Source organism: Streptomyces sp. NPDC043726 (assembly GCF_056436565.1).
Window position 1 is genome coordinate 20,883 of the sequence record NZ_JBWKCI010000028.1, and the last position, 19,168, is coordinate 40,050.

Annotated in this window: 1 protein-coding gene; it reads right to left on the reverse strand. The window is 72.4% G+C overall.

The genetic code is table 11. The features are described from left to right. Positions 1-82 precede the first annotated feature (82 nt). On the reverse strand, positions 83-19,168 hold the full coding sequence (locus AC068Z_RS42080; protein ID WP_478569032.1) for a type I polyketide synthase: 19,086 nt from the start codon (positions 19,166-19,168) through the stop codon (positions 83-85).

Here is a 19,168-nt window from a genome sequence, read left to right on the forward strand (position 1 = left end):
CCATCGTCGACATCTCCAGGGTGCTGGGCGGTCGTCGGTCGGATCGGGGGCGGTCGTCGGTCATGGGGCCGGGGGGCGGGTGTCAGGACGTACCGAATTCGCGGTCGATGAGGGCGAACATCTCGTCCGCGGTGGCGGCTTCGAGGTCGGCCTCGTCGTCGGCGCTGTCGGCGCCGGTTCCGTCGTCGTCGGTCAGCCGCACCAGGAGGCTCTGGAGCTGCCGGGTGAGCTTGAGGCGGGTGTCGGTGTCGGGGGTGGCGGCGGCCAGCGCCTCTTCGAGCCGGCCGAGTTCGGTGAGGACGTCCCCGGTGGCTCCGAGGGTCTCGATGGCGCCGTCCAGGGCCAGTTCGCGGCGGAGCAGGGCGACGACGGCGGTGGCGGTGGGGTGTTCGAAAACGAGGGTGGTGGGCAGGGCGAGGCCGGTGGCGGCGCCGAGCCGGTTGCGCAGTTCGACGGCGGTGAGCGAGTCGAAGCCGAGCTCCTTGAAGGCGCGCTCCGGGTCGATGGTCGCGGGGCCGCTGTGGCCGAGCACGGCAGCGGCCTGGGCGCGGACCAACTCCAGCAGCTCGCGCTCCTGTTCGCCCGCGGGCAGTCCGCGCAGTCGGCCGAGCAGTTCCGAGGCACCCGCCTGGCTGACGGCGGCGGGCTCGCCCGGCGTGGGCAGGTACGGCCGGGCCTGTGGGAGGTCGTCCAGGAAGTGGGTGTCCCGGGCCGAGGTGAACAGCTGGGTGAAACGCTGCCATTCGACGTCGGCGACGGCCACGTTGACCTCGTCGTGGTCGAGCACCTGTTGGAAGGCGGTGAGGGCGAGTTCGGGGTCGATGAGGGGCAGGCCCTGGCGCTGGGCGCGCCGGTTGAGGACGGGCCGTTCGGCGGCGTCCCGGCTGTCGCGCTCGTTGACGGCGTCCCAGATGCCCCAGGCGACGGCGGTGACCGGCACCCCGCGGGCCCGTTGGCCGAGCGCCCAGGCGTCGAGGTGGGCGTTGGCGGCGGAGTAGGCGCCGTGGTCGCCGCTGCCCCACAGGGCGGCGACGGAGGAGTAGACGACGAAGGCGTCCAGCTCCCGCTCGCCGAGCAGGTCGGCGAGCGTCCGGGCTCCGGTGATCTTGGCGTCGATGACGTTGCCGTACTGGTCGAGGGTGGTTTCGGCGAGAGCGCCGAGCTCGTACAGGACCGCGGTGTGGAACACGGCACGGATGTCCTCGCCGGCCGCGTCGAGCCCGTCGATGAGCGAGGCGAGCGCGGCGCGGTCGGTGACATCGCAGGCGGCGACGGTGACCCTGGCCCCCGACTCCTCCAGCTGCGCCCGCAGTTCGGCGGCGCCGGGGGCGTCCATGCCCCGCCTGCTGGTGAGGACGAGGTGCTCGGCGCCGTTGCGGGCGAGCCAGTGGGCGAGGATGCCGCCGAGCAGCCCGGTGCCGCCGGTGACGATCGCCGTGCCGCGTGGCTTCCAGTCCCGTACCGGCCCTTCGGACGGCAGTGGTGCGGGCACCATCCGGCGGGCGAGGAGCCCCACGGTCCGTACGGCGACCTGGTCGTGCTCGATCGTGTCCTGTTGCGCGAGCACGGCCACGATCCGGCGGCGGACCCGCTCGTCGTCGAGGTCGGCGGGCAGATCTAGGATGCCGCCCCACTGGTTGGGCAGTTCCAGCGCGGCGACCCGGCCCATGCCCCAGACCTCGGCCTGGACGGGGTGGGTGATCTCGTCGCCGTAGCCGGTGGCGACGGCGCCACGGGTGACGCACCAGACGCGGGCGGCGAGTCCGGTGTCGGTGACGGCCTGGATCAGGGCGAGGGTGGCGGCGACGCCCTCGGCGACCATGGGGTGGCCGTCGGCGGGCCGTTCGTCGGCCAGCGCCAGGCTGGAGAGCACACCGGTCACGCCCACTTCCCCGGCCGCGTCGGTCAACAGCCGGGCGACCAGTGCCCGGTCGGCGCCGCCGGGCGGCACGGGCACGCTCACCACGTCCGCGCCACGCTCGGTGAGCAGCGCGGCGAGACCGTCGCACCAGTCGCCTCCGGCGCCCTCGGGGGTCAGGTGGAGCCAGCGGCCGGACAGGGTGGCCGGGGCGTCGGTGTCGGGCTGCTGCTTCCAGGCGACCCGGTACCGCCAGCCGTCCACAGTGGACAGCTCACGCCGGCGCCGCCGCCAGGAGGCGAGCTCCGGCAGCACCGCACGCCAGGCGTCCCGCTCACCGCCGAACCCGGTGAGCGCGTCCATGTCCTGGCTCTCGACGGCCTCCCAGAAGTCGGCGTCCAGCGTGGTGGCGGGGGCGGTGGTGTCCTCGTCGGCCTCCAGCCAGTAGCGGCGGTGCTGGAAGGCGTACGTCGGCAGGTCGACGCGAGTGGCGGGGCGGCCCGCGTAGACGGCGGACCAGTCGATGTCGGCGCCGGTGACCCACAATTCGGCCGCACCGGCGATGAAGCGGGCGTTCTCGTCCTCGTCCCTTCGCAGGGTGCCGACCACGGTGACCGGCTTCTCCCCGGCCTCCGCGATGGCCTGGACGCCCATGGTCAGTACAGGATGGGCGCTGACCTCGACGAACCGGAAGTGGCCCTGACCGAGGGCGTGTTGGACCGCTTCGGTGAAGCGCACCGGCTGACGCAGGCCCTCGTACCAGTAGGAGGCATCCATCGCCGAGGTGTCCAGCACCTCACCGCTGACCGTCGATATCACCGGCACCCGGGAGACCTGCGGCACCACCGGCGCGAGCGCCTCCAGCAGCCGCTCCCGGATGTCCTCGACCTGCGCGGAGTGCGAGGCGTAGTCCACCGGAACGCGGCGGGCGCGGACACCACCGGCTTCGGCGAGAGCCGCGATCTCGTCCAAGGCCTCCGGGTCACCGGCGACGACCGTGGCATCGGGACCGTTGTAGACGGCCACCGCGACGCGCTCGCCGTACGGCTCCACCCACGCCGACGCCTGATCGGCGCCCGTCGCCAGCGACAACATTCCACCGCGACCGGCGAGTTCATCGCGTATCGCAGCAGACCGCAGCGCCACAACTCGAGCCGCGTCCTCCAAGCTCAGCGCACCGACGACAGCCGCGGCCGCGATCTCACCCTGCGAATGCCCGATAACAGCGGCCGGCTCGATGCCGAGCGACTCCCACACCGCAGCCAGCGACACCATGACCGCCCACAGCACAGGCTGGACGACATCGACCCGCCGCATCCACGCGTCGTCCTCGCCGCGCAACACCTCCGTCAACGACCAGTCCACAAAGGGCCCGAGCGCCGCCTCACACTCCGCGACACGCGCCGCGAACACCGGCGAGGACTCCAACAGCCCCCGCCCCATCCCCAGCCACTGCGACCCCTGCCCCGGGAAGACGAACACGTGCCCGCCGCCCGCCTCGGAGGCGGTTCCGGTGACGGCGTGCGCGGTGGCCGCACCGGAGGCCAACGCCCGTAGAGAAGAGGCCAGTTCGTCCGCGCCGGCACCCCACACCACCGCGCGACGCTCCAGGGGGGAGCGGGTGGTGAGCAGGCTCCAGCCGACGTCGACCGGATCGCTGTCCGCCACTACGCCCGCGAGGTGGTCCGCCTGCGCGGTCAACGCCTCGTCGGTACGGGCCGACAGAGCCAGCGGCAGCACCGGGGACCCGGACAGTCCCGCCGGCCCGGAGACGATCACCGGGCCGCTCGGGGCCGCCCCCGGCGGTGCCTCCTCCAGGATGACGTGGGCGTTCGTGCCGGACATCCCGAAGGCGGAGACACCGGCCCGCCGCGGTCCGGTGCGGCCCCGCTCCCAGGGCACGGGCCGGTCGAGCAGGGCGACGGTTCCGTCGGACCAGTCGACGTGGCTGGTGGGCTCCTCGGCGTGCCGGGACGGCGGCAGGACGCCCTCGCGCATCGCCATCACCATCTTGATCACCCCGGCGACCCCGGCCGCGGCCTGGGTGTGGCCGATGTTGGACTTCACCGAGCCGAGCCAGAGCGGCTGTTCGGCGTCCCGGGCCCTGCCGTAGGTGGCGATCAGCGCCTGCGCCTCGATGGGGTCGCCCAGCGTCGTGCCCGTGCCGTGCGCCTCGACGGCGTCGACGTCGGCGGCGGTGAGTCCGGCGGCGGCCAGGGCCTGCCGTACGACGCGTTGCTGGGAGGGGCCGTTAGGGGCGGTGAGCCCGTTGGACGCGCCGTCCTGGTTGATGGCCGAGCCGCGCACGACCGCCAGCACCTGGTGGCCGTTGCGGACCGCGTCGGACAGCCGCTCGACCACGAGCACTCCGGCGCCCTCCGACCAGCCGGTGCCGTCCGCCGACTCGGCGAAGGGCTTGCAACGGCCGTCGGCGGCGAGCCCGCGCTGGCGGCTGAACTCCACGAAGGCCCCGGGCGTCGACATGATCGTCACCCCGGCCGCGAGCGCCAGCTCGCACTCGCCGTTGCGCAGCGACTGCACGGCCATGTGCAGGGCGACCAGCGACGACGAGCACGCCGTGTCGACGGTGACGGCCGGGCCCTCGAGGCCGAGCGCGTAGGCGATGCGGCCGGAGACGACGGCGGCGGCACTTCCAGTGGCCTGGTATCCGGCGACGGCTTCAGGCGTACGGCCCAACAGGGCGGCGTAGTCCTGGCCGTTGGAGCCGACGAACAGTCCCGTGGCCGAGCCGTGCAGCCGGGTCGGGGGCAGCCCGGCCCGCTCCAGCGCCTGCCAGGACAGCTCCAGCAGCAACCGCTGCTGCGGGTCCATGGCCAGCGCCTCGCGCGGCGAGATCCCGAAGAACTCGGCGTCGAATCCGGCGGCGTCGTAGAGGAAGCCGCCTTCGCGGAGGTAGGAGGTACCCGGGCGGTGCCCGTCCGGGTCGTACAGCGTCTCGACGTCCCAGCCGCGGTCGGCGGGGAAGGGTCCGATGGCGTCGCCCTGTTCGATGACCAGCCGCCACAGGTCCTCCGGCGAGGTGACCCCGCCCGGGTAGCGGCAGGCCATGCCGACGATCGCGATCGGCTCGTCCGTACGGACCTGGGCGGTGGGGACCGTCACCTCGTCGTCGGCGCCCAGGAGTTCGCCGCGCAGGTGGGCGGCGAGCGCGGCCGGGGTCGGGTGGTCGAAGACCAGCGTGGACGGCAGCCGCAGTCCGGTGGCGGTGGCCAGCCGGCTCCGCAGTTCGACGGCGGTCAGCGAGTCGAAGCCGAGATCCTTGAAGGCGCGGGCGGGCTGGAGGCCGGCGGTGTCGCCGTGGCCGAGGACGGCCGCGACCTCGCTGAGCACGGTCTCCGTGAGCAGACGCTCCTGCTCCTGCGGGGCGCGTCCGGCGAGCTTGCGGGCGAACTCGCCGTCGGCCTCCATCGTCGAGGAGGTCAAGTGCGCTTCGGTCTCGGGCAGTTCGGTGATGAGCGGGCGGTGCCGGGTGGCGGTGTAGGCCGGGACGAAGCGTTCCCAGTCGACATCGGCGACGGTGACAGTGGTGTCGTTCCGGTCCAGCGCCTGCTGGAGCGCGGCGACGGCCAGTTCGGGCCGCATCACCCGGATACCGCGGCGGGCCAGGTGCGTGGTCATCTCGCCGTCGGCCATACCGCCGTCGGCCCAGGCACCCCAGGACACGGCGGTCGCGGTGAGGCCACGTGCCCGGCGATCCTGGGCGAGGGCGTCGAGATGGGCGTTGGCGGCGGCGTACCCTGCCTGCTGGCCACTGCCCCACACCCCGGCGATGGACGAGAACAGCACGAAGGCGTCCAACTCCCGGTCGCCGAGCAGCGCGTCGAGATGGTCGGCACCGTCCGCCTTGGCGGCCAGCACCTCCGCGAGTTGATCCTGCGTCAGATCTGCTACGGCGGTGAAGTGGCCGATGCCCGCCGCATGGACGACGGTGCTGAGCGGCCGGCGTCCGGGCAGGGTGTCGAGGAGCGCGGCGACGGCGTCCCGGTCGGCGATGTCGCAGGCGACGACGGAGACCTGGGCGCCGAGTGCGGTCAGCTCGGCGGTGAGTTCGGCCGCGCCGGGCGCGTCGGGGCCGCGCCGACTGGTCAGCACGAGGTCCTCGGCGCCGTTCCGGGCCAGCCACCGCGCGATGTGGGCGCCGAGTCCACCGGTGCCGCCGGTGATCAGGACCGTGCCACCGGGCTTCCACTCAACAGCGGGCCGGGTGCCGGTCGTGGTGGCGCGGGTCAGGCGGCGCAGGAAGGTCCCCGAGGGGCGCACGGCGCACTCGTCCTCCCCGTCGGTACCGGCGAGGACGGCGGCGAACCGGGCGGCGGCCCGCTCGTCCACGGTGGCCGGGAGATCGACCAGACCGCCCCAGAGCGGCGCGTGTTCCAGCCCGAAGACCCGGCACAGGCCCCACACCTGGGCGAGCGCGGGGTCGGCGATCCGCTCGTCGGGCGTGACGGCGACGGCGCCCCGGGTGACACACCACAGCGGGGCGTCGAGACCGGCGGCCACGTGGGCCTGGAGCAGCGTCAGCGTGGCGCCGAGCGGATGGCTGCCGGGCAGCAGGGAGAGCACGCCACGGACGTCGGGCGCCGCGTCCCGCAGCAACCCGGCGACATGCCCGGTCCCGAGTCGCAGCGCCTCCGCGGACAAGCGGACCTCGACGACGTCGGCGCCGAGGGCACGGAGAGCGTCGAGGACCCGGAGAGCGTCAAGGGCACCGAGGGCGTCGGGAACCGGCGTCGGCTCGTCGTCCGGCAGCACGGCCAGCCACGTACCGTCCAGACGACCGGAGCCGAGGGCGGTGACGGGCTTCCACACCGTGCGGTAGCGCCAGGCGTCCAGGGTGGAGCGGTCCCGCTCGCCGCGCCGCCAGGAGGCCAGAGCCGGGAGCAGGGCCCCCAGTTCGCCGGGGTCCGTGCCGAGGTCCAGCGCGGTGGCGAGAGCGGCGGCGTCCTGGTTCTCGACCAGCTCCCAGAAACGGGCGTCGACGGTGTCCGAGTCCGTACGGCGGGCGGACTCCAGCCAGTAACGGGAGCGCTGGAACGGGTACGTGGGCAGTTCCACCCGCCGGGCGGTGCCGCCGTCGTGGAGCGCCGCCCAGTCGACGGTGCCGCCGTTGACGTACAGACTCGCCAGGGCCCGTAGCAGCGTCGCCGCTTCCGGCTGGTCCTTGCGCAGGGCGGGCAGCAGCAGCGCGGGCTCTTCGAGGCACTCGTCGGCCATGGCGGTCAGGACCCCGTCGGGGCCCAGCTCCAGGAAGGCCGTCACGCCCTGCTCGCGCAGCCAGCGCACGCCGTCGCGGAAGCGGACGGTCTCCCGGACATGCCGTACCCAGTACTCGGGGGTGCCCAGCTCGCCCGGTGCGGCGCCCGCGCCCGTGACGTTGGAGACGACCGGGAGGCGGGGTTCGGCGTAGTCGAGCCCGGCGGCGACGGTACCGAACTCGGCGAGCATCCCGTCCATGTGCGGGGAGTGGAAGGCGTGGCTGACCCGCAGGAACTTGGTCTTACGGCCGCGTGCGCGCCACAGGGCGTCCAGTTCGGCGACGGTCTCCCGGTCCCCCGCGATCACCACGGAGGCGGGCCCGTTGACGGCGGCCACGCCGACGGCACCCTCGTGGCCGGTGAGTGACTCCCGGACCTCGTCCTCGCCCGCCCGCACGGAGAGCATGACTCCGTCGTCGGGCATCGACTGCATCAACCGCCCGCGCGCGACGACCAGTTCGGCGGCGTCGGCGAGCGAGAGCACCCCGGCCACATGGGCGGCGGCCAGCTCTCCGACGGAGTGCCCGGCGACGTGGTCGGCCCGGACACCCCACTGCTCGACCAGCCGGAACAGGGCCACCTCGACCGCGAAGAGAGCGGGCTGGGCCCATTCGGTACGGTCCAACAGCTCCGCGTCCGCAGTCCCCGGCTCCGCGAACAACACCTCCCGCAGCGGCCGTTCGAGATGGGCGTCGAGCGCTTCGCATACGGCGTCGAAGGCGCGCGCGAAGGCGGGAAAGGCGTCGTACAACTCCCGCCCCATGCCGACCCGTTGGCTGCCCTGCCCGGTGAAGAGCACGGCGAGGGAGCCGTCGGAGGCAACCCCGGTGACCGCCTCCGGCGCACGGGCACCCGAGGCGACGGCCGCGAGGCCCCGCCGGAACCCGTCGCTGTCCTCGGCGAGGACGACGGCCCGGTGGTCGAGGGCGGCGCGGGTCGCGGCGAGCGACAAGGAGACACCGCCGGCGGAGAGACCGGGCATCTCGGCGGTGAAGGCGGCGAGCCGTTCCGCCTGGGCCCGCAGGGCGCCCTCCGTCCGCCCGGAGAACACCCACGGGAGAAGGGCGGCACCCGGCTCCTCAGTGGCGGGAATCTCGGCTGCCGCGGGCGCCTGCTCCAGGATGACGTGCGCGTTGGTCCCACTGATGCCGAAGGAGGACACCCCGGCGCGACGGGGCCGGCCGTTCTCCGCCCACTCCCGCCCCTCGGTCAGCAGCCGTACGCCGCCCGCGGACCAGTCGACATGCGGGGTGGGCTCATCGGCGTGCAGGGTCCGCGGCAGCACGCCCGCCCGCATCGCCATCACCATCTTGATGACACCCGCGACACCGGCGGCGGCCTGGGTGTGCCCGATGTTCGACTTCACCGAACCGAGCCACAGCGGCCGGTCCGCGTCCCGTCCCTGTCCGTACGTGGCCAGCAGCGCCTCCGCCTCGATCGGGTCACCGAGGGCGGTGCCGGTGCCGTGCGCCTCCAGCGCGTCGACATCGGCCACGGTCAGTCCGGCGCCCGCGAGGGCCTGCCGTATGACCCGCTGCTGCGACGGGCCGTTGGGCGCGGTCAGCCCGTTGGAGGCACCGTCCTGGTTGATCGCCGACCCGCGCACGACCGCCAGCACCTCGTGCCCCTCGCGGAGCGCGTCCGACAGCCGCTCGACCACGAGCACACCCGCGCCCTCCGACCAGGACGTGCCGTCCGCCGCGGCCGAGAACGCCTTGCAGCGCCCGTCGGCGGCGAGCCCGCGCTGCCGGCTGAACTCCACGAACATGTACGGCGACGGCATCACCGCGACACCCCCGGCGAGGGCGAGATCGCACTCCCCCTGCCGCAGCGACTGCGCCGCGAGATGCAGTGCCACGAGGGCCGACGAGCACGCCGTGTCGACGGTGACCGCGGGCCCCTCCAGACCGAAGGTGTAGGCGAGCCGTCCGGAGGCCACGCTGGAGGTGTTGCCGGTACCGAGGTAGCCCTCGACATCACCGGGCACGGTCCCAAGGCGCGCCGCGTAGTCGGTCGCCACCACCCCCGCGAACACACCGGTACGGCTGCCGCGCAGCGACGTCGGCGGCAGCCCCGCCCGCTCGAACGCCTCCCAGGTCGTCTCCAGCAGCAACCGCTGCTGCGGGTCCATGGCCAGTGCCTCGCGCGGCGAGATCCCGAATGGCTCGGGGTCGAACTCGGCGGCGTCGTACAGGAATCCGCCCTGTCGGGTGTAGCTGGTCCCGGGGTGCGCCGGGTCGGGGTGGTAGACCCCGTCCAGATCCCAGCCACGGTCGGCGGGGAAGGCACCGATGGTGTCGACCCCCTCGGCGACCAGCCGCCACAGGTCCTCCGGCGAGGCCACTCCGCCCGGGAAGCGGCAGGCCATCCCGACGATGGCGATCGGCTCGTCCGACGGGGCGAGTGATGTGGGGACGGTCAACTCTTCTTTCGCATCCCACAGTTCGCTATGCAGGTGATCGGCGAGGCGGGCCGGGTCGGGGTGGTCGAAGACGACGGCGGTGGGGAGGCGCAGCCCGGTCGCGGTGTTGAGGCGGTTGCGCAGTTCCACGGCGGTCAGGGAGTCGAAGCCCTGCTCCTTGAAGGAGCGTTCGACGTCGACGGACTGCTCGGAGGCGTGTCCCAGAACCGCGGCGACACTTCGGCGCACCAGATCCACCAGGTGTCGTCGCCGCTCGGAGCCGCTGAGCCCGGCCAGGCGCGCGGTGAGCGCGGTGGCCGCGTCGGCGGTGGAGGCCGAGCGCCGGGTGGGCGCGGTGCGGACCAGGCCGCGCAGTACGGCGGGTACGGCCTCGGCGCCTCGCAGTCCGGCGAGGTCGAGGCGGACGGGGACCAGTGCGGCCTCGGTGCTGGCGACGGCTCGGTCCAGCAGCGCGAGACCCTCCGCCGACGGCAACGGCGCGACACCCGTCCTGCTCAGCCGTTGACGATCCGCCCGTCCCAACTCGCCCGTCATCGCACTGGCTTGCTCCCACAGGCCCCAGGCGAGGGAGGTGGCGGGCAGGCCTTGGGCGCGGCGGTGGTGGGCGAGGGCGTCGAGGAAGGTGTTGGCGGCGGCGTAGTTGGCCTGTCCGGCGCCGCCGAAGACGCCGGAGGCGGAGGAGTACAGCGCGAACAGGGCCAGATCGTGGTCGCGGGTGAGCTCGTGGAGGTTGAGGGCGGCTTGGGCCTTCGGTCGCCAGACCGTGGTGAGCTGCTCGGGGGTGAGGGCGGTGATGAGGCCGTCGGCAAGGACTCCGGCGGTATGGACGACGCCCGTCAGATCGCGGCCGTGGAGAAGGGCGGCGAGCTGGCCGCGGTCGGAGACGTCACAGGCGGCGACGGTCACCGCGACGCCCAATTGCTCAAGCTCAGCCACGAGTTCAGGGGCGCCCGGGGCGTCGGGTCCCTGGCGGCTGGTGAGCAGCAGATGCCGTATCCCGTGCTGAGTGGCGAGGTGACGGGCGACGAGGGAACCCAGGGTGCCGGTACCGCCGGTGATCAACACCGTGCCGTCCGGGTCGAGGGGGCGCGGCATGGTGAGCACGACCTTGCCGGTGTGCCGGGCCTGGCTCATGAACCGGAACGCCTCCCGGGCCCGGCGCACATCCCACGCCCGCACCGGAAGCGGCACGAGAGCACCGGACGCGAACAGGCCCATCAGCGTCCGCAGCATCTCGCCGATCCGGACCGGACCGGCGTCCAGCATGTCGAAGGCGGTGTACTGGACGCCGTCGGCGAGCCGGCGCGCATCGCGGATGTCCGTCTTGCCCATTTCCAGGAAGCGGCCACCGGAGGTCAACAGGGCGAGGGAGGCGTCGACGTACTCACCGGCGAGCGAGTTGAGCACCACGGTCACCCCGGCATCGACGAAGGCCTCCCGGAAGCTCAAGTCGCGGGACGAGGCGATCTGTTCGTCGGTGAGGCCGAGGCCCCGCAGCACATCCCACTTCCCGGGACTGGCCGTGGCGAGAACCGTGGCGCCGAAGTGCTTCGCCAGCTGGATCGCCGCCATGCCGACACCACCGGCACCGGCATGCACCAGCACGGTGTCGCCCTGCAGAACCGAACCGAGATCGACCAAGCCGTAATAGGCGGTCAGGAACACCACCGGTACGGCAGCCGCCTGCTCGAACGACCACCCCTCCGGAATCGGCGCCAGCACACGCGCGTCGGCGACGGCCACCGGCCCGAAGCTGCGGGGCACGAGACCAAGGACTCGGTCACCCGGCGCGAACTCGGTGACGTCCTCGGCGGCTTCCACCACCACACCGGCGATCTCACTGCCGATCGACGCCTCACCCGGGTACATGCCGAGGCCGATCAGGACGTCACGGAAGTTCACCCCGGCCGCGCGGACGGCGATCCGTACCTGGCCTGCGGCGAGCGGTGCGGAGGCGTCGGGCGCCGGCACCAGCGCGAGGCCGTCGAGGGTTCCCTTGTGCGAGGTGTCCAGCCGCCAAGCGGACGCGTCGGACGGAACCGTCAGGCTCTCGCCGGAATCCGCCGCACGTATCAGGCGCGGCACCAGCACCCGGCCCCCACGGACCGCCGCCTGCGGCTCACCACTGGCCAACGCCGCCCGTACCACGGTGTCATCGTCACCGTCACCGATCGGGTCCAGGTCGAGAAGGAGGAACCGCCCGGGGTACTCGGACTGCGCGGACCGGACGAGGCCCCAGACGGGTGCGGTCGCCAGGTCTACGACGTCGTCGTCGCCGGTGGCCACCGCGCCGCGTGTGACGACCACGAGCCAGGAGGCGGCCGTCCTCTCATCGGCGACCCAGCCCTGCAGCAGCGCCAGCACCTCGGCGGTGGTTCCCTCGGCGTCGCCGCCCGCGGTCGGGGCGAACAGGACGTATGGCGGAACGGCCCCGCCCGGCAGCACGCCGTCCCGGCCGAGGACGGCCCAGTCGGCGACCGTGTCGGTGTCGGCGGGCTGCGGTGCGCTCTCCCACGTCAGCCGGTACAGGGAGTCCGTGTCCGTGGGGGTCAGCTGCTCAGCCGTGAGGGGCCGCAGCGTCAGGGAGTCGGCGCTGACGATGGGCTCGCCCATGGCGTCGGCGAGGAGGACGGAGAGGGTGTTCTCGCCGCTGGTGGTGATGCGGACGCGGGCGGCGGTGGCGCCGGAGGCGAGGAGCGAGACGCCCTCCCAGAGGAACGGCAACCGCAGCTCGGTGTGTGAATCCGAGGTCGCGAGCAGCGCATGCAGCGCGGAGTCCAGCAGCGCCGGGTGCATCCCGAATGCCGTCGCGTCTTCCGTCTCCGGCAACTCCACTTCGGCGAAGATCTCGTCACCGTGCCGCCAGGCGGCGGTCAGGCCGCGGAAGGCGGGGCCGTAGCCGTAACCAGCGGTCTCCGCCTCGGCGTAGAAGGCGGACACATCGACCGGGTCCGCGCCCTCGGGCGGCCATGCAGTGAGGTGGGCGGGGACTGTCGCCGGGGCATCCGTGAGGACGCCTTGCGCATGCGCGGTCCAGGCGGCCTCCGGGCCCGACTCCTCGCCCCGGGAGTAGACGGTGAGCGAGCGCTGCCCGTCCTCGTCAGGGGCGCCGACCACGACCTGGACCTGTACGGCGCCCTGCTCGGGGAGGAGCAGCGGTGCCTGGAGGGCCAGTTCGGCGAGATGGCCGCAGCCGACCTCGTCCCCGGCCCGGATCGCCAGTTCCACGAAGCCGGTGCCCGGGAAGAGGACCGTGCCCGACACCGCGTGGTCCGCGAGCCAGGCGTGGGTGCGGATGGACAGGCAGCCGGTCATGACCAGTCCGCCATCACCGGCGAGGCTCACGGCGGCGCCGAGCAGCGGATGGTCCGTGGTGGACAGTCCGGCGCCGCTGACGTCGGTCGTGGTGGTGCTGGACTCCAGCCAGTAGCGCTGGTGTTGGAAGGGGTAGGTGGGGAGGTCGACGCGGGTTGGGTTGCGGCCGGTGAAGAGGGCCGGCCAGTCGACGTGTGCACCGCTGGTCCAGAGGCGGGAGAGAGATGCGGTGAAGGTCTCGACCTCGTCGTGGCCCCGGCGGGTCGCGGGGACGAACAGGCCCTCCGCGCACTCTGCGCCCATCGCGGTCAGGGTGGCGTCCGGGCCCAGCTCCAGGAACCTCGTCACTCCGGCATCGGCCAGCCAAGCGACTCCATCGGCGAAACGCACCGCCTCCCGCACATGCCGCACCCAATAGGCGGGAGTGCGTATCTCTTCGCCCGCCGGACGTCCGGACACGTTGGACACGATCGGGATCCGCGGTTCCGCGTACGAGATACCGGAGGCGATCTCCTCGAAGTCGGCGAGCATCGGCTCCATCAGCGAGGAGTGGAAGGCATGCGAGACCTTCAGCCGCCGCGTCTTGACCCCGGCCTCCGTGAAACGCTCCCGTACGGCCTCGATCTCGGTTTCAGGGCCGGAGAGGACGACCGAGGTCGGCCCATTGACCGCTGCCAGATCGACCCGGTCTCCTATTGCCGCGAGTACGTCCTCGACACCGGTCTGCACGGCGAGCATCGCCCCGCCCCCGGGCAGCGCCTGCATGAGCCGGCCCCGGGCCGCGACCAGCCGGCAGGCGTCCTCCAGAGAGAACACCCCCGCCACATACGCGGCGGTCAGCTCGCCGATCGAATGCCCCATGACGAAGTCCGGGCGCACCCCCCAGGACTCGGCCAGCCGATAGAGAGCCACTTCTACGGCGAACAGACCGGCCTGCGTGAAGACCGTCTGGTCCAGCAAATCAGGCTCATGAAGCAGCACTTCAGCGAGAGACTCCGGCAGCAGCCCGTCAAAGGCCCCGCACACCTCGTCCAACGCCTGTGCGAACACCGGGAACTCGGCCGCCAGCTCCGCACCCATCCGAGCCCGCTGCGCACCCTGACCCGTGAACAGCACCGCGAGCCGGCCCTCGACCACCGCCCCCGACGAGCCGACATCCGCCAGCCCCGCCGTCAGCTCGGCACGGTCACGTCCCCACACCACAGCCCGATGCCCCAGCCCAGCCCGACCGGTCGCCAACGACCAGCCCACATCCACCGGGTCAAGCGAACCCACCGCGCCCGCCAACCGCTCCGCCTGCGCCCCCAGCGCCTCAGCGGACCCGGCCGACAACACCCACGGCAGCACCCCACTCACCGGGGCCGAAGGCTCAGCAACCGCCTCCGCCACGACGACCTCCGGGGCCTCCTCCAAGATGACGTGCGCGTTCGTCCCGCTCGCGCCGAAGGACGAGACTCCCGCTCGGCGCACACCGTTCGGCGATTCCCAAGAACGCTCTTCGGTCAGAAGGGAGACATGACCGGAGGACCAGTCGACGTGCGGGGTGGGTTCGTCGACGTGCAGGGTGCGCGGCAGGACACCCTCCCGCATCGCCATCACCATCTTGATGACACCCGCGACACCGGCAGCAGCCTGCGCATGCCCGATGTTCGACTTCACCGACCCCAACCACAACGGCCGCTCGGCATCCCGCTCTTGCCCATACGTGGCCAGCAGCGCCTGCGCCTCGATCGGATCACCCAACGTCGTGCCCGTACCGTGCGCCTCCACCGCATCCACATCACCGGCCGACAACCCAGCACTGGCCAACGCCTGCCGAATCACCCGCTGCTGGGAAGGCCCGTTCGGCGCCGTCAAACCATTCGACGCACCGTCCTGATTGACCGCAGACCCCCGCACCACCGCGAGCACCTGATGCCCATGGCGGCGAGCATCCGACAACCGCTCCAGCAACAACACACCCGCACCCTCAGCCCACCCCGTCCCATCCGCAGCCGCCGCGAAGGACTTGCACCGACCATCCGCGGCCAACCCCCGCTGACGGCTGAAGTCGATGAACGTGCCCGGCGTGGGCATGACGGTGACACCGCCCGCCAGGGCGAGGTCGCACTCCCCCTGACGCAGGGACTGGGCCGCGAGGTGCAGCGCGACCAGCGAGGACGAACAGGCCGTATCGACAGAGACCGCAGGGCCCTCGAGCCCGAAGGTGTAGGCGAGCCGGCCGGAGACGACGCTTCCGGAGGTCCCCGTTCCTATGTATCCCTCAATGTCCTCAGGGATGTTCGGGAGCCGGCTGGCGTAGTCGTGGTACATCACGCCCGCGAAGACACCGGTACGACTGCCCCGCACCGAGTCCACCGCGATACCCGCCCGCTCGAACACCTCCCACGACGTCTCCAACAGCAACCGCTGCTGCGGATCCATCGCCACCGCCTCACGCGGCGAAATCCCGAACAGCTGAGGGTCGAACTCACCGGCGTCGTATAGAAATCCGCCCTCCCGGGCGTACGACTTCCCCACCGCCCCCGGATCCGGATCGAACAGCCCCTCCAGATCCCAACCCCGATCCACCGGGAACGCACCCACCGCATCCCGGCCCTCCACCACCAGCCGCCACAACCCCTCCGGCGACCTCACCCCACCCGGATACCGACACGCCACCGCCACGATCGCCACCGGATCGTCGTCCACACGCGAAGCCGCCACCACCGGCTGAACCCCACCAGCGGACCCCACCAACTCATCCACCAGCAGACCCGCCACCGCCACCGGCGTCGGAAAATCGAACACCAACGTCGCCGGCAACCTCACCCCCGACGCCTCACCCAACCGATTCCGCAACTCCACCGCCAACAACGAGTCGAAACCCAACTCCTTGAAGGTCCGATCGGCTCCGATCAAGGCTGTCCCCGCGTGGCCGAGGGCGGAGGCGACATGGGTGCGGACGGTGTCCAGGGCGACCGCCTCGCGCTCCGGCACAGGGAGCGCCAGGAGCCGGCGGGCGAGGGAGGACCGCCCCGGGGCGGTGCGGTCGGTGGCGACGACTCGGCGGACCGTCGTGGTGGGCACGAGGGTGCGCAGCAGCGGCGGAAGTGCGCCCGTGCTCGCCTGGGTCCGCAGCGCGGCACGGTCGAAGGCGAGGGGTACGAGGTGCGCGTCGTCCCGTGTCAGGGCGGCGTCGAGGGCGGCCAGTCCCTCGGCGCTGGTCAGGGGGATCATCGCCTGACGGGTGACCCGGGCCCGGTCGGCCTCCGTCATCGCGTCGGTCATCCCGCTGGCGTCGGCCCACAGACCCCAGGCCAGGGAGATCCCGGGCAGCCCCTCAGTCCGACGCCGCTGGGCGAGGGCGTCCAGGAAGGTGTTCGCGGCGGCGTAGTTGGCCTGGCCGACCGTGCCGAAGACACCGGCGGCGGAGGAGAAGAGGACGAAGGCGGAGAGGTCGTGTTCGCGCGTCAACTCGTGCAGGTTGACGGCCGCGTCCACCTTGGGGCGCAGTACGGCGTCGAGGCGGTCCGGGGTCAGTGCCGTGACGACGCCGTCGTCGAGGGCGCCCGCGAGGTGCACCACACCCGTGACCGGACGCTCGGCGAGCAACGCCCGCAACGCCTCCCGGTCGGCCGCGTCGCAGGCCACCACTTCGGCAACGGCACCCGCAGCCTCCAGCTCCGCCACCAAGCCCGCCGCGTCCGGTGCCTCGGTCCCCCGCCGGCTGGCCAGCACCAGTCGCCGTACCCCGTGCTCCGCGACCAGGTGCCGGGCGACCAGTCCACCCAAGGTCCCCGTACCCCCCGTGACCAGCACCGTGCCGTCACCGAAGCCACCACGGTTCGAGCCCTCGGATTCGGCGACGGCGCGCACGAGGCGTGGCGCCAGCACCTCACCATCACGGACCGCGACCTGCCACTCCCCGATGCCGAGCGCGGCGAGGGCGGGGACGAGACCGGCGGTGCCCTGGTCGAGGTCGACGAGTCCGAACCGTCCGGGATTCTCGGCCTCGGCCGAACGCAACAGCCCCCACACGGCGGAGGCGGCGAGATCAGCGGGCCCGTCCCCACCCGTGCCCACGGCGCCACGCGTCACGACCACCAAGCGCGCCTCGGCGAATCGCTCGTCCGCCAGCCACTCCTGGACCATCGACAGCACCGCGCCCGTCACGGCCGCGGTTGCGGTGGCCAGTCCGACGTTCTCCGGCGCGGGCGGTGACCAGAGCACCAGCGCGGGCAGGCCCTCCGCCTCGGCCAGGGCGGTCAGCGTCTGGTGTCGCGCACGGCCGAGCGCGAACCGATCCTCGGCGCCGAGCACCGCCCAACTTGGCTCGTCGGCACCGGCCGTGGAAGTGAGGGGTGTCCAGTCCAGCCGGAACAAGGTCTCGCGGACGGCGGACCCCAGCGCCTCCACCGCAACCGGCCGCAACGCCAGCGACTCCACATGCGCAACCGGCGCACCCCCGGCATCGGCCACCCACACCGACACCGCGTCCCCACCAGCCGGAACCAACCGCACCCGCACCGCCGACGCCCCCACCGCCGACAACGACACCCCCGACCACACAAACGGCAACCGAGTCTCTCCACCACCCACCGGCAACACCGCATGCAACGCCGCATCCAACAACGCCGGATGAACCCCGAACCGCGAAGCCTCGCCCCGCTCCTGCTCCCCCAGCTCGACCTCGGCGAAGACCTCACCCCCACGCCGCCACACCGCACGCAGCCCCTGGAACACCGGCCCGTACTCATAACCGGAAGCAGCGGCCGCCGAGTAGAAGTCCGAGACGTCCACGACCTCTGCGCCCTGCGGAGGCCAAGCGGTGAACTCGTCAACCGGCGCCGATGCCGGTGCCGCCTCCGAGGACACTTCGCCCACTGCGTGCGTGGTCCAGGGTGCGTCGAGCCCGTCAGGCCGCGAGTGGATCGTCAGATCTCGGCCGCCTGTCTCGTCAGGAGTGGCGAGCACGACCTGGAGCTGTACGGCGCCCTGCTCGGGGAGGACCAGCGGTGACTGGAGGGTGAGTTCGGCGAGGTGTCCGCAGCCGACCTCGTCCCCGGCCCGGATCGCCAGCTCCACAAAGCCCGCCCCCGGAAAGAGGACCGTCCCCGCCACGGCGTGGTCGGCGAGCCAAGGGTGGGTGCGGAGGGAGAGCCGGCCGGTGAGAACCAGTCCTCCGTCCGCGGCAAGGCTGACGGTGGCACCCAGCAGAGGGTGGTCGAGGCATCCGAGGCCCAGTTCGGCGGGGTCGCCCGAGGCGTGGGACGCCTCGAGCCAGAAGCTCTCGCGTTGGAAGGCGTACGTCGGGAGGTCGACGCGGCTGACGGGACGCCCCGCGTATACGGCGGACCAGTCGATGTCCGTCCCGTGGACCCAGAGTTCGGCCGCGTTCGCGATGAAGCGGCCGTTCTCCTCCTCATCCCTCCGAAGGGTGCCGACCACCGTGACCGGCTTCTCCTCGGCCTCCGCGATGGCCTGGACACCCATGGTCAGTACGGAATGAGCGCTGACCTCGATGAGCCGGAAGTGCCCCTGCGCAAGCGCCTCTTGAACCGCGTCTGTAAAGCGGACGGGCCGACGCAGGCCCTCGTACCAGTACGAGGCGCCCATCGCCGTCGTGTCCAACACCCCACCGGTGACGGTGGAGATCACCGGGATACGGGCGGCCTCCGGTGCCACCGGAGCGAGTACGTCCAGCAGCCGTTCCCGGATGTCCTCCACGTGCGCGGAATGCGAGGCGTAGTCCACCGGAACCCGCCGGGCCCGCACACCACCGGCTTCAGCAAGAGCAGTGATCTCGTCCAGCGCCTCCGGATCACCGGCCACCACGGTGGCATCGGGGCCGTTGTAGACAGCGATCGACACCCGGTCGCCATACGACGCAATCCACCCCGACGCCTGCTCCGCACCGGTCGCCAGCGACAACATCCCACCGCGACCGGCGAGTTCATCGCGGATGGCCGCCGACCTGAGGGCCACGACCCGTGCCGCGTCCTCCAGACTCAGCGCTCCGACCACCGCAGCAGCCGCGATCTCCCCCTGCGAGTGCCCGATCACGGCGGCCGGCTCGATGCCCAGCGACTCCCACACCGCGGCGAGCGAAACCATGACCGCCCACAACACGGGCTGGACGACGTCCACCTTCTGCATCCAGGCGTCGTCCTCGCCTCGCAGCACCTCCGTCAACGACCAGTCGACAAAGGGCCCAAGAGCCGCCTCGCACTCCGCCACACGCGCCGCGAACACCGGCGAGGACTCAAGGAGTCCGCGCCCCATCCCCAACCACTGCGCCCCCTGACCGGGGAACAC